At 31.1% G+C, this 12,420-nt stretch carries 15 protein-coding genes; 8 read left to right on the plus strand and 7 right to left on the minus strand.

Features of this window, described 5'->3' with window-relative positions; translation table 11 throughout:
* Positions 1 to 6 precede the first annotated feature (6 nt).
* The 4 genes from ACYU7A_RS09965 (at position 7) to ACYU7A_RS09980 (ending at position 1,920) form a co-directional block, all read left to right on the plus strand.
* Positions 7 to 462 (plus strand): hypothetical protein, encoded by a 456-nt coding sequence (locus ACYU7A_RS09965; protein WP_460576201.1) that lies wholly within the window; start codon positions 7 to 9, stop codon positions 460 to 462.
* A gap of 2 nt (positions 463 to 464) precedes the next feature.
* A complete protein-coding gene (gene mnmC2, locus ACYU7A_RS09970; RefSeq protein WP_460576203.1) occupies positions 465 to 1,127 on the plus strand; it encodes a tRNA (5-methylaminomethyl-2-thiouridine)(34)-methyltransferase MnmC2 in 663 nt (220 codons plus the stop codon).
* A 115-nt stretch (positions 1,128 to 1,242) separates the two neighbouring features.
* Positions 1,243 to 1,440, plus strand: a complete 198-nt coding sequence (locus ACYU7A_RS09975) for a hypothetical protein (RefSeq protein WP_298308238.1) — start codon at positions 1,243 to 1,245, stop codon at positions 1,438 to 1,440.
* 264 nt (positions 1,441 to 1,704) lie between these two features.
* The gene (locus tag ACYU7A_RS09980; protein WP_460576206.1) at positions 1,705 to 1,920 is read left to right on the plus strand and encodes a hypothetical protein; all 216 of its coding nucleotides are present in this window, start codon (positions 1,705 to 1,707) and stop codon (positions 1,918 to 1,920) included.
* A 14-nt stretch (positions 1,921 to 1,934) separates the two neighbouring features.
* Here ACYU7A_RS09980 and ACYU7A_RS09985 read toward each other — a convergent pair whose 3' ends face one another.
* Positions 1,935 to 2,876, minus strand: coding sequence for a LysR substrate-binding domain-containing protein (locus ACYU7A_RS09985; RefSeq protein WP_460576208.1), 942 nt, complete (start codon positions 2,874 to 2,876; stop codon positions 1,935 to 1,937).
* Between the two features lie 125 nt (positions 2,877 to 3,001).
* On the opposite strand from ACYU7A_RS09985, the gene ACYU7A_RS09990 reads away from it, so the two are divergent.
* The 4 genes from ACYU7A_RS09990 to can all read left to right on the plus strand — a co-directional run bounded on the left by ACYU7A_RS09990 (position 3,002) and on the right by can (position 6,553).
* On the plus strand, positions 3,002 to 3,289 hold the full coding sequence (locus tag ACYU7A_RS09990; protein WP_460576210.1) for a hypothetical protein: 288 nt from the start codon (positions 3,002 to 3,004) through the stop codon (positions 3,287 to 3,289).
* A 66-nt stretch (positions 3,290 to 3,355) separates the two neighbouring features.
* A complete protein-coding gene (locus tag ACYU7A_RS09995) occupies positions 3,356 to 5,152 on the plus strand; it encodes a SulP family inorganic anion transporter (protein ID WP_460576212.1) in 1,797 nt (598 codons plus the stop codon).
* 8 nt (positions 5,153 to 5,160) lie between these two features.
* Entirely contained in the window at positions 5,161 to 5,844 is a 684-nt protein-coding gene (locus ACYU7A_RS10000) for a carbonic anhydrase family protein (RefSeq protein ID WP_460576214.1), read from the plus strand.
* A gap of 67 nt (positions 5,845 to 5,911) precedes the next feature.
* The gene (can, locus tag ACYU7A_RS10005) at positions 5,912 to 6,553 is read left to right on the plus strand and encodes a carbonate dehydratase (protein WP_460576699.1); all 642 of its coding nucleotides are present in this window, start codon (positions 5,912 to 5,914) and stop codon (positions 6,551 to 6,553) included.
* On the opposite strand, the gene ACYU7A_RS10010 is transcribed toward can, so the two are convergent.
* The 6 genes from ACYU7A_RS10010 to ACYU7A_RS10035 form a co-directional block, all read right to left on the minus strand.
* Complete coding sequence (locus ACYU7A_RS10010; protein WP_460576216.1) at positions 6,550 to 7,740, minus strand: LETM1-related biofilm-associated protein; 1,191 nt, start codon at positions 7,738 to 7,740, stop codon at positions 6,550 to 6,552. The two genes, can and ACYU7A_RS10010, sit on opposite strands and share 4 nt — an antisense overlap.
* A gap of 65 nt (positions 7,741 to 7,805) precedes the next feature.
* On the minus strand, positions 7,806 to 8,375 hold the full coding sequence (locus ACYU7A_RS10015) for a YdeI/OmpD-associated family protein (protein ID WP_460576218.1): 570 nt from the start codon (positions 8,373 to 8,375) through the stop codon (positions 7,806 to 7,808).
* A 44-nt stretch (positions 8,376 to 8,419) separates the two neighbouring features.
* Entirely contained in the window at positions 8,420 to 8,908 is a 489-nt protein-coding gene (locus ACYU7A_RS10020) for a hypothetical protein (RefSeq protein WP_460576220.1), read from the minus strand.
* A 104-nt stretch (positions 8,909 to 9,012) separates the two neighbouring features.
* A complete protein-coding gene (locus ACYU7A_RS10025) occupies positions 9,013 to 10,803 on the minus strand; it encodes an acyl-CoA dehydrogenase family protein (RefSeq protein ID WP_460576222.1) in 1,791 nt (596 codons plus the stop codon).
* Between the two features lie 25 nt (positions 10,804 to 10,828).
* Positions 10,829 to 12,010, minus strand: coding sequence for an acetyl-CoA C-acyltransferase (locus ACYU7A_RS10030; RefSeq protein WP_460576224.1), 1,182 nt, complete (start codon positions 12,008 to 12,010; stop codon positions 10,829 to 10,831).
* Between the two features lie 54 nt (positions 12,011 to 12,064).
* On the minus strand, positions 12,065 to 12,418 hold the full coding sequence (locus ACYU7A_RS10035; protein WP_169524909.1) for a four helix bundle protein: 354 nt from the start codon (positions 12,416 to 12,418) through the stop codon (positions 12,065 to 12,067).
* Positions 12,419 to 12,420: the final 2 nt, after the last annotated feature.

Raw genomic sequence — 12,420 nt, forward strand, 5'->3', positions numbered from 1 at the left:
TATAAAATGAAGAAATTTTTAATACTATCGTTTTCTGTTTTGCTATTAATTTCTTGTCAGAATAAGCAAACAGAAAAAGCAGAAGATAAAGAAGCTTGTGCAAATGATTCTGTAAAAGAAAAGAAATTTGAAATGTACGAAATGTCAGAGATGGCTTCGCTTATGGAACAAATGTATGCTCACAATCAACAATTGAGATTAAGAATTATAAAAGGAGATACTGTTGGAAAGTTCCCAGAATTTTTCAACAAAATTTATTCTGCAGAATTCACAACTCCTAGTGATAACGATGCTTTTTTTAAAGAAAACGCAGATAAATACATTGCAGCTCAAAAATTGATTTATTCGGAAACTGAAAATGTAAAAGAGAACTTTAATAAAGGAGTTGATGCTTGTGTTACTTGCCATAAAGGTAAATGTGGTGGACCAATTCCGAGAATTAAGAAATTGTATATTAAGTAATCTTGAAAAGAGAAATTCTTACCACAAACGATGGTTCAACAACCATTCATTTACCCGATTGGGATGAAAGTTATCATTCCAAGCATGGTGCCATTCAAGAAGCTTATCATGTTTTTATCAAGAGCGGACTTTCTTTGTTTGAAGGAAAGTCTGTTTCAATTTTAGAGATTGGTTTCGGAACCGGTTTGAATGCTTTTATTACCTACTTAGAATCTCAAAAAGTTAATCAAACCATTGATTATGTTGGAGTAGAAGCTTATCCAGTTTTTGTGGAAGAAGCTTTACAAATGAATTATGTTTCCGAATTAAATGCATTTAATGAAAAGGATGTTTTCAATAAAATGCATCAAATTTCTTGGGAAGGAAAGCATACAATTTCAAGCAATTTTTCTTTAACCAAAAGAAAGCAATTCTTTCAAGATATTACAGATGAGAATGCTTTCGAGTTGATTTATTTTGATGCTTTCGGTTTTAGAGTACAACCAGAATTATGGTCGTTAGAAATTTTTCAAAAAATGTATCTTGCGCTAAAACCTAATGGTATTTTGGTGACTTATGCTTGTCGCTCATCTATTAAAAACGCGATGTTAGAATGTGGTTTTAAAGTAGAAAAACTTCCTGGAGCACCTGGCAAGCGAGAAATGCTTCGCGCAATTAAAATTTAACGTATTATTTTTATTTTGTATTTAAAAATAATTTAATTTTGATAATAATAAAATCCCAATATTTACGTTCTTATTAAATCTGTGATTTAAAAGTCTAACAATTTAACCACTAATTATGTCAAGATTGATTTATGACTACACTAAATCTGTATTGGAAAGAGTTAGCTTTGATGCGATACTTTTCTGTAAAGAATTAGACAAGGCGGTCAGAGTGCTTTTACCTTATGAAATCGAACAGCTAACAGAATGGTTGCTCAATTTCACTAAAGAAAAGCCAGAGTTAAGGCAATGTTTACTGATTATGAACAAATAAAACTAAAAGGAACTTAAACGGTTCCTTTTTTTTGTTTTACAAAGTAGGGTTTATGTATCTGAAGTTGTTTTTAGAATAGTATGAGAATTAAATTTTTGTAAGATTTAACTTTTAAAAAATGTAAAAAATGTATTTTATCGTAATAAAATGTATTTAATCGATAAAAAAATACAGTTTTATTTGTTTAATCAAAATATACTTTTTAAGTTTACATTATGATTCCCAAATCTATCATAGAATATTAACCTACTAATTTTTTTTCTTATGCCAAGAATGATTTACGATTACACTAAGTCAGAATTAGAGAGTGTAAGTATTGATCCTAACCTTTTTAGAAGGAAGTTAAAAAAAGCTGTGAATAGCTTGTTACCTTATGAGATTGACTTGTTGCAAAATTGGTTGTCTTATTTTACTATAAACAAGCCTCACTTGCAAGAATGTATAACCGAAACAATAAAAAATAAAAAAGGAGTTTTTTAACTCCTTTTTTTATTTTACTTATTTGATTTAGGACTTACAATTTCCACATTTTGAAAAGCGATTGCGCCTTTTACAACGCCACTTATTGAAGATCTTAAAGCATCAATTATATGAATTTTTAATTCGTTTTTCGGATAAATTAAACTTACTTCTCTTGCTGGTTTTGGTTCTTTAAATTGACGCAATTTTACTTGATCTTTTTCCTTTAAATCCAATGTATGTAGATAAGGAAGTAGCGTAGTGCCTAAACCTTCGTCTGCTAATTTTATTAATGTTTCAAAGCTTCCACTTTCAATTTGAAAATGATTGTGTTCAGAATTAGTATTGTTTTTACATAAATTTAAAACGCTATCTCTAAAGCAATGTCCGTCTTGAAGCAAAAGGATTTCATCCAAATTCAAATCTGAAATTTCAATTTCCTTCTTAGAAAAGCTTTCATGATTTTCAGGAATATAGGCTACAAATGGCTCAAAATAAAGCACAACTTCTTTAATTTTTTCTTCGTTTAGTGGCGTTGCAGCAATGGCAGCATCAAGATGACCATTATTCAATTTGAAAATTATGTCATCAGTATTTAATTCTTCAATAATCAGTTTTACTTTTGGGTATTTTTTTATGAAATTCTTTAAAAACATTGGCAAAAGTGTTGGCATAATGGTTGGAATTATACCTAATCTAAACTCACCACCAATAAACCCTTTTTGTTGATGAACAATGTCTTGAATTCTATCGGCTTCATTAACAATGTTCTTAGCTTGATTGACAATTTTCTGACCAATTTCTGTCAATTGAATTGGTTTCTTACTTCTATCAAATATTTGGATGTCAAGTTCGTCTTCCACTTTTTGAATTTGCATACTTAGAGTGGGTTGTGTAACAAAACATTTTTCGGCTGCAAGGGTAAAATTTTTGTATTCAGCTACTGCTAAAACATATTGAAGTTGTGTAATGGTCATTGTATAGTAAAATTTGATGCAAATATAAAAACTATCAATTTAAGTTATGGATATAAATCTTAATAATTTTTAGTTAAATTTGAACAATAACTTTTTTATTCTGATTGAAAAGCTATTTTTGCAATATGAAGTCAGTAGCAAGAATTTTGATGGTTCTTTTTATAGCTTTTCTATCAATGCCAACAATAGTAACATTGATTGAAAAGAATACTGACGTGTCTTTGTTTTATAGCTTTGCTGAAGAAGAAATTCACAAAGATTTAAAAGAAATCAAAGCTGATTTAAAACAACAATTTGATTATCCTTTTCTAGATTCAAAAATCAAGTTGAACTCTAAAATTGTTTCTGAAAACTTGTCGCACCATGACAATGTTGCCGAAGAAATATTCTCACCACCGCCAGAATTGGTTTAATACATCTCGACTTTTCGTTTTCAAATTGTTTGGAAGCTACTTTATGTATTAAATTTATTTATTGGTATGACAAAAAAAATCAACCTTTTTTCTAACCTTAAATCTGATTTTGCTTCAGGTTTAGTGGTTTTTTTGGTGGCGTTGCCGCTATGTTTAGGAATTGCAATGGCAAGTGGAGCTCCTTTGTTTTCTGGAATTATTTCGGGTATTATTGGTGGTATCGTTGTGGGGTATTTAAGCCAATCTCACTTGAGTGTTTCTGGCCCAGCTGCAGGATTAACTGCAATAGTTCTAACTTCTATTACCGATTTAGGAGCTTTTAATATTTTTTTATTAGCTGTTTTATTAGCCGGTTTAATTCAATTAGTATTAGGATTTTTAAAAGCGGGTTCAATTTCTAATTATTTTCCAAATAATGTTATAGAAGGAATGCTTGCAGGTATTGGTATAATTATACTATTAAAGCAAATTCCTCATGCTTTTGGATATGATGCCGATTATGAAGGCGACATGTCTTTTAATCAGGCTGACAATCAAAATACATTTTCTGAAATATTGAACATAGTTGATAAAGTAAATTTTGGTGCTGTAATTATTACATTAGTATCTTTATTAATTTTAATAATATGGCCAAAAATTGAATTATTCAAAAAAATTAAAGTTGTGCCACCAGCATTAGTTGCTGTTATTGTTAGTATTTTAATCAATGAATTTTTTATTCAATCGGGTTCAAGTTTACAAGTGTTAAAAGAGCATTTAGTTAGTTTGCCTGTTCCACAATCTGTTGATGATTTTAAAGCAATTATTGTATTTCCTGATTTTTCTCAATTTGCAAATCCTAAAGTATGGATTGTTGCAATGACTATTGCAATTGTAGCCTCAATTGAAACTTTATTGTGTATTGAAGCTTCTGACAGAATGGACGCTCAAAAAAGATATACTAATACTAATGTTGAGTTAAAAGCTCAAGGTATTGGTAATCTAATAAGTGGTCTTTTAGGTGGTTTACCAATGACTTCAGTTGTAGTAAGAACTACAGCAAATAATGCAGCTGGAGCAAAATCTAAAATGTCAACAATTATTCACGGAATTTTATTGTTAGTTAGTGTACTTTCAATACCTCTTTTATTGAATAAAATTCCATTTGCAACTTTGGCAGCAGTTTTGCTTTTGATAGGTTATAAATTGGCAGTTCCAAATATTAAACATTTTGCAAAATACATGCCTAGTGCAATAAATATATTATTATTTTTAATTGTTGGGTTTATAACTGTATTTGTAAATACAGAAAGTATCAACAAAAAGTTTACATTTGATTTAGCTAAAATACTACTATATGCTTTCGGAGTAGCTCTAATAGTGCAATTTGCATTTATTTTTTTAAAATCAAGAAGTAATAAAGATTTTGTTGTTCAATTAGCACGTAATCAATATTTATATTTTCCGTTTTTTGCTACCATTATTGCAGTAGTTTTCACTGATTTGTTAAAAGGTGTTGCATTAGGTATGATAATAAGTATCTACTTCGTTCTTAAAGGAAATATGCAACGTGCCTATATTTTTAGAAAAGATAAATATAAAGAAGGTGATGTAATACATATTGATTTGGCAGAAGAAGTTTCGTTTTTAAATAAAGCGGCAATCAAACAAACATTAACAAACATACCAGAAAATTCTACTGTATTTATTGATGCATCTAAAACAGTTTATATTGATTATGATGTATTAACATTAATTAAAGAATTCAAAAAAGCACATTCTAAAACTGAAAACATTAAAGTTAAATTAGTAGGTTTCAAAAAAATTTACAATATTCAAGAAACTGGAGAAGAAGATAAACATGTTTTTGTTGAACACAAATAAAAATTAATATGAAAGCACATAATAGAGAATCACAAGCACAAATGACTCCAAGAAAAGCATTGGAGTTTTTAAAAGAAGGAAATTTAAGATTCATAAGTAATCTTAACGCTCATAGAGATTTATTAGAGCAAGCAAATGCTACGGTAGATGGACAATGGCCTTTTGCTACTATTTTGAGTTGTATCGATAGTAGAACATCTGCTGAATTAATTTTTGACCAAGGATTAGGAGATATTTTTTCAGTTAGAATTGCAGGAAATATAGTAAACACAGACATTTTAGGAAGTATGGAATTTGCTTGCAAAGTTGCAGGTTCAAAGCTAATAGTAGTTTTAGGTCATACAAAATGTGGCGCAGTAAAAGGAGCTTGCGATCATGTTGAGATGGGAAATTTAACTGAATTATTATCCAAAATTCAACCTTCTGTTTACCAAGAAAAAGAAACAACTGCTGATAGAAGTTCTAAAAATTCTGAGTTTGTTGAAAATGTAGCTCAAATCAATGTTAAAAGAAGTGTTAAAAACATTATTGAAAGAAGTTTTATCTTGGAACAAATGGTTGAAAATGGAGAAATAGGAATAGTAGGAGCAATGCACAATCTTGAAACAGGTGAAGTTACTTTTTATAAAGAGGTAGAATTTATAAAAGATGAACAAAATCCTAATTTTACAGTTTCTGAATTAAGACATTAAAAACTTTTAAAACCATTAATTATTTGATTGATGGTTTTTTTATACATTTGAAAATAATAAAAAAATGATGAGCGATTTTTACAAGCAACTATTAGAGAACAATAAAAAATGGGTTGAGAGTCAATTGGCTGTAGATCCTGATTTTTTCAAGGATTTGGCAAAAGGTCAAAATCCTCAATTATTATGGATTGGATGTTCTGATAGTCGTGTGCCAGCTAATGAAATTGTTGGCGGAAAACCTGGTGATGTTTTTGTTCATAGAAATATTGCTAATATGGTGGTTCATAGTGATATGAATATGCTAAGCGTTTTAGATTATGCAGTAAATGTTTTGAAAGTAAAACATGTTATTGTTTGCGGACATTATGGTTGTGGTGGTGTAAAAGCCGCTATGGAAAATAATTCTATTGGAATCATTGATAATTGGATTCGCCATATAAAAGACGTTTATCGTTTGCACAAAACAGAGTTAGATGCTGTTGTTGATGAAAAGGAAAGATTTAATAGATTCGTTGAAACAAATGTTCGTGAACAAGTTTTAGATTTGGCAAAAACATCTATAGTTCAATCGGCTTGGCAAAAAGGACAACAGCTTAGTTTACACGGATGGGTTTATGGTTTAAATAATGGTTATGTAACTGATTTAAATGTGAATTTCAGCAGCAATAAAGATTTAGATGAAGTACACCAGTTATATTTTGATATTTAATCTTCCAAATTTTCATTAAAAGCCGAAGGCAATAATTGTGGAATAAATTTTATCAAAATAGGTAATAATAATCCGCCACCAGGAAGTAAAAAAATAGTTAAAGACGGAATGCTTTTGCAAATGTCGAGTAATTGTTTTTTTACTTTCTTTTTTTCTTCTGTACTCAAATCTTTTTGAGTTGATTTAGCAAGAAGTTTCATTAATTCTTTGCTCTCAGAAATTTCTTTTGTTAATCGTTTTTGATTTCTTTTAATCAAAACTTGTACTCCAGTAGTAGTTTGGTCGTAAAAATGCTTTACCGGATTGGAATAATTAAAATACTGAATTTCTTTTTTGTGCAACGTTATAAATTCGTTGGTTGCAATAACACTTTCATTTACAAAATCGCTAGAAATTGTCATAGCTTCTGCCAATTTATGAAGGAAATACACTTCGTCATTTTCTACTTTTCCATCATTCCAAAGTGTGATGCCTGCTAAATCTAAAAGATAGAATTTTTCAAAATCATTTGTAAAGTAATCCAAAGGTAATTCCTCTAAATTCTGAATACTTACTTTTGAAAATTTGGTATAACGAACCGACGCTTCAAATAATTTTATCAATAAATCATCGTGTTGCGACTTAATAGTCTTAACCTTTAATGCTAAAGAAACAATACTCATAATCGTTTCTTCCATGCGTTTCAAGTATTTTTCCGGAATTTCTCCTTTTTGTAGATATTGGTGAAATGCTAAAACATCTACAAACAATAAGGCATTTGTTACAATGTGAGAGAAATTTTTACTGATAATATCTTTGTTTGTTTGAACGCGTTCGTTTATCAAAGTTTCCAATTTTGAACTCGAACTAGAAGTCATTATTTTATCAAAAAGCACAAAACCTTTTGGTGTCATTTCCTTGTAAAAGGCAACTGTTTTTTTAATGAAATCTTCTGAATTTTCTTTTTGAAAAGTAAAAAGATAAACATCAAGAAGTGTTGTCAGTAAAGCAACTTTAGAAATTTCATCCGATTTCCATTGTGATATTTCTATTTTTGGATTGGAATTTATTGCAATGATATGTCCATAAATAAATCCAGTGGTTCTGATGTTTTTATAAAACGATAAACCATCAATAGTAGTGTCGAACAATGATTTTTGTTCCACAAAATACTTATCAATCCAACCATGTGCAGATGGGTTTATCATAGCTTTATTTAGAGTTACAAAGCTAGTTATTTTTAAGAAAGTTCAAGACTATAAATGTTAAGATTTTATTGCCTTGATTTTATGTTTTCTTCACAAAGACAAATGATTTCTGTAATTCTAATGTTACGTGTTTCTTCACGTTTGGCTTGATTTAACCAATACAAATAGCTTTTTCGGTAAGAAGGACTAAAGTTTTGATAATTATTGAAGGCAGTTTTATTCACATCAAAAGCTTTTTGTAAATCAGTTGGGATTTCAAGATTCTCAACAGCATCTAGTGATTCCCATGAACCATTTTGTTTGGCTATTTCAATTTTTCTCAAGCCACTTTCGTGCATCAAGTTTTCAGCAAGGAGTTTTTCGATGTAAGTTTTATTTAGTTTACTCCAAACGCTTTTGTCTTTTCTTGGTGTAAACATTTGCTTACGTCGTTCGTCATCAATTTTTTTTACGGTAGAATCAATCCAACCATAGCAAATAGCAACCTGAACGGCTTCTTCCCAACGCATGCTTTCTTCTGAGCTTCCAACTTTGTAAAACATTAAACAGATGCCGCTAGATGAATGATGATTTTCATGCAACCAATCGCGCCATTCTTGAGTGTTTTTAAAATAGTGTAAGTCTTTTTTGTCCAAAATTCATTCTTTGCTATTTTTCAAAAGTAGCAAAAAAATCAATTTTATATAGGTTTTTTTGGTAACTCTTTTGTTTTCATTTCTGAAACTTTGCCTTCTGAATTTATTGTGATATACAATTCACGTTCGAAATATTTCTTTTCATATTCGATTTTATATCTAAAAAATAAGTCTTCTGTTTCGTTATCTTGAGTTACATCAATTAAATTCAAATCAATAAACTTTCCATTACGCATTAAAATTTTCTGACAAGTTTTTGTTATTTTTTCAGCGGTTGCATTTTGAATCACTTTGTCGGTGGCTTCTTCTTTAGAAAAAACTTTAAATCTTGATGTATTACAAGTTTCTAATAAACGTTTGCCAAGATTATATGCTCTTGTAAGTTTTTGGTTATTCACTTCTTTAAGATTAATTTTTTCGAAACGTGATTTGACTTCAACAGATTCATTTTCGTTAACTTTAGAGGTGCTAGGTTGCTTTGTTTTGCAAGAAGCAAGTAGTATTAGAAGGAGTATGTAAACTAACTTTTTCATTTTATAATAACTTAAAAGTTAGTTTTTTAGTATTTAAAAAGGGCATAAAAAAAAACCACTCAATTTCTCAAGTGGTTTCTTCTAACAATTAACTTAACTAAAAATTAAAAACAATAACTATTTTCAGCTACTAATTTTGCAGTGATTGTTTCTCTCAATCCTACAATATTAGGCATATTGGTGTATTTTGTAAAACGTCTTAATCCCATTAGCATCATACGTTGTTCGTCGCCTTCTGCAAAAGAAATGATGCTCTCTTTTCCTCTTGAAGCTACGATATCAACGGCTTTGTATAAGTATAATTCAGCCATTGCAACTTGTTCTTTAACAGCTTCTTGACCTTTTGATTTTACTAATTTTTCAGTTCTTAAAATAGTACTTTCTGCCATGTAAATTTCAATTAACATATCAGCTGCAGCCATTAATAGTTGTTGGTGAGCGTCTAAATCCATTCCGTATTTTTGAACAGCAGCACCTGCTACCATTAGGAACGCTTTTTTCAATTTGCCAACCATTTCTTTTTCTTCCGAAAATAATTCAGAATAATCTGGTGTGTCAAATGATGGAATTCCCATTAATTCTTCTTGAACTTTCATCGCTGGTCCAAGTAAATCAACGTGACCTTTCATGGCTTTTTTGATTAACATTCCAACCGATAACATTCTATTGATTTCGTTGGTTCCTTCATAGATACGAGCAATACGAGCATCTCTCCAAGCACTTTCCATTGGAGTATCTTCAGAGAATCCCATTCCACCATAAATTTGAATTCCTTCGTCAGCACAATTTTGAACGTCTTCAGAAACGGCTACTTTCAGAATAGAACATTCTATAGCAAATTCTTCAACTCCTTTTAATTCAGCTTCTTGATGACTTGCACCTTCAGCTTCACGAAGTTTGATTCTGTTTTCAATATCTTTTGCTGCACGATAAGTAGCACTTTCACCAGCATAAGCTGAAGTTGCCATTTCTGCCAATTTGTAACGAATAGCTCCAAAAGATGAAATTGGTGTATTAAACTGAACTCTTTCATTAGCGTAGTTAACTGCATTTGAAGTCACACGACGTTGTGCGTCTAAACAAGCTGCTGCCAATTTGATACGACCAACATTTAAAGCGTTCATTGCAATTTTGAAACCTTCACCACGCGCAGCTAACATATTTTCTACTGGAACTTTAGTATCAGCAAAGAAAACCTGACGAGTAGAAGAGGCACGAATTCCTAATTTATGCTCCTCTTCACCCATAGAAATTCCGTTTGAAGGATCATTTTCTACGATGAAACCTGTAATGTTTTTATCATCTTCAATTCTTGCGAAAACAATGAAAACCGAACAGAAACCTGCATTTGAAATCCACATTTTTTGTCCAGTGATTTTATAATGCGTTCCATCTTCTGATAAAACTGCTTTCGTTTTCCCTGAATTCGCATCCGAACCTGCACCTGGTTCTGTTAGGCAATAAGCACCAAACCATTCTCCTGAAGCCAATTTTGGAACGTATTTTTGTTTTTGTTCTTCTGTTCCGTATAATGTAATTGGCATCGTTCCAATTCCAGTATGCGCACCAAAAGCTGTAGAAAATGAACCTGTTGCTCCCGAAATATAATCACAAACTAAACAAGTATCCACAAATCCCATTCCCATTCCACCATAATTTTCTGGAACAGCAACACTTAAAAAGCCCATTTCACCTGCTTTACGCATGGTTTCTTCAGTAAATGCATAATCTTTATGCTCAAAGCGGTCTTTGTTTGGCCAAATTTCTTTATCAACGAATTCTTTAACAGAATCACGCATCATGATTTGCTCTTCCGAGAAATCTTCTAGTGTGAAAACGTCTTCACACTTTGTTTCTTTAACTAGGAATTGTCCTCCTCTGGTTATATCGCTCATTTTTTATTTTTTTATAGTTGGTTGATTATAGTAATTCATAAATTCCTGCAGAACCTTGTCCAGTTCCAACACACATACTTACGATTCCGTATTTAGATTTTCTTAATCGCATTTCTTCAAATAATTGTACTGATAATTTGGCTCCTGTACAACCTAGTGGATGGCCTAAAGAAATTGCACCACCGTTTACGTTAATGATATCAGGATTTAAATTTAATTCGCGAGTTACAGCTAATGATTGAGATGCAAAAGCTTCGTTTAATTCAATTAAATCAATATCATTTAAAGTTAAACCTGCTTGTTTCAATGCTTTCGGAATGGCTTTTACTGGACCAATTCCCATAATTCTTGGTTCAACACCTGCAGATGCAAAATTTACTAATCTTGCAATAGGAGTAACACCTAGTTCTTTTACCAATTCTTCACTCATAATTAATACGAAAGCCGCACCATCACTCATTTGTGAAGAGTTTCCTGCTGTTACAGAACCATCTGCCGCGAATACTGGTTTTAGTTTCCCTAAAGCGGCAATATTTGTGTCAGCTCTTGGCCCTTCATCTTTAGTTACAACGTAAGATTTGGTTTCTTTTTTACCATTTTCATTGATAAAAGTTTGCTCCACAGTAATTGGAACAATTTGTTTATCAAATTTACCTTCGGTTTGCGCTTTTAAGGCTTTTTGATGTGAATTGTAAGCAAACTCATCTTGGTCTTCACGAGAAACGTTAAATTGTTTAGCAACTGCTTCAGCCGTTAAACCCATTCCCCAATAATAATCTTCGTGACCTTCTTTTGCTACAGCATAATCTGGTGTTGGTTTATATCCACCCATTGGAATAAAACTCATGCTTTCAGCGCCACCGGCAATGATACAATCTGCCATTCCACTTTGGATTTTTGCTGTCGCCATTCCGATAGTTTCTAATCCTGAAGCGCAGTATCTATTTACTGTTACTCCAGGAACGTCCGTAACTTTTAATCCCATTAAGGAAATTAAACGACCTACATTTAAACCTTGCTCAGCTTCTGGCATTGCGTTTCCAACCATTACGTCGTCAATTCGTTTTTTATCAAAATCTGGAAACTGTGCCATCATGTGTTCGATGGTTTCTGCTGCTAATTCGTCAGGACGTTTAAAACGAAAAACTCCTTTTGGGGCTTTTCCAACTGCTGTACGAAATCCGGATACTATATATGCTGTTTTCATATTTTATTGTATTAAGATTGGAGTATTAAGTATTAAGACTAGCCAATCGTTATATTATACTTTTAATGTTTTTTGAAAAGAGAAATTCATATTTGAAACTTCTACTAATTTGTTAATTATAGGCTGTATTATTTCTTCTGATATTAGTTTTAACCTTTTTGCGAGTATTAGTTGAGTTATTAATTCAAAAGTAGAACCATTAGCTATTCCTAAAAATTGGATAAATTCTTTATTATGATTTCTACCTGAACCTTCAGCTATGTTAGAAGGAATAGAAACTGCACATTTTTTTATTTGATGTATCAAATTGAATTTTTCATCATCAGGTAAAAGCAAAGAAATTTCATAAACTTCAACAGCTATGTCCATTGCTTTTTGCCAGATTTTTAGTTTTTCAAAATTGTGCATAC

Source organism: Flavobacterium koreense (assembly GCF_054776075.1).

Bases quoted from the DNA above. Each gene is read 5' to 3' on its own strand.
- ACYU7A_RS09980 (WP_460576206.1), top strand. From the start codon at position 1,705: ATGCCAAGAATGATTTACGATTACACTAAGTCAGAATTAGAGAGTGTA.
- ACYU7A_RS09995 (WP_460576212.1), top strand. From the start codon at position 3,356: ATGACAAAAAAAATCAACCTTTTTTCTAACCTTAAATCTGATTTTGCT.
- ACYU7A_RS10025 (WP_460576222.1), bottom strand. From the start codon at position 10,803: ATGAGCGATATAACCAGAGGAGGACAATTCCTAGTTAAAGAAACAAAG.
- ACYU7A_RS10000 (WP_460576214.1), top strand. From the start codon at position 5,161: ATGAAAGCACATAATAGAGAATCACAAGCACAAATGACTCCAAGAAAA.
- ACYU7A_RS09965 (WP_460576201.1), top strand. From the start codon at position 7: ATGAAGAAATTTTTAATACTATCGTTTTCTGTTTTGCTATTAATTTCT.
- ACYU7A_RS09990 (WP_460576210.1), top strand. From the start codon at position 3,002: ATGAAGTCAGTAGCAAGAATTTTGATGGTTCTTTTTATAGCTTTTCTA.
- can (WP_460576699.1), top strand. From the start codon at position 5,912: ATGAGCGATTTTTACAAGCAACTATTAGAGAACAATAAAAAATGGGTT.
- ACYU7A_RS10035 (WP_169524909.1), bottom strand. From the start codon at position 12,418: ATGCACAATTTTGAAAAACTAAAAATCTGGCAAAAAGCAATGGACATA.
- ACYU7A_RS10010 (WP_460576216.1), bottom strand. From the start codon at position 7,740: ATGATAAACCCATCTGCACATGGTTGGATTGATAAGTATTTTGTGGAA.
- ACYU7A_RS09985 (WP_460576208.1), bottom strand. From the start codon at position 2,876: ATGACCATTACACAACTTCAATATGTTTTAGCAGTAGCTGAATACAAA.
- ACYU7A_RS10030 (WP_460576224.1), bottom strand. From the start codon at position 12,010: ATGAAAACAGCATATATAGTATCCGGATTTCGTACAGCAGTTGGAAAA.
- ACYU7A_RS10020 (WP_460576220.1), bottom strand. From the start codon at position 8,908: ATGAAAAAGTTAGTTTACATACTCCTTCTAATACTACTTGCTTCTTGC.
- ACYU7A_RS09975 (WP_298308238.1), top strand. From the start codon at position 1,243: ATGTCAAGATTGATTTATGACTACACTAAATCTGTATTGGAAAGAGTT.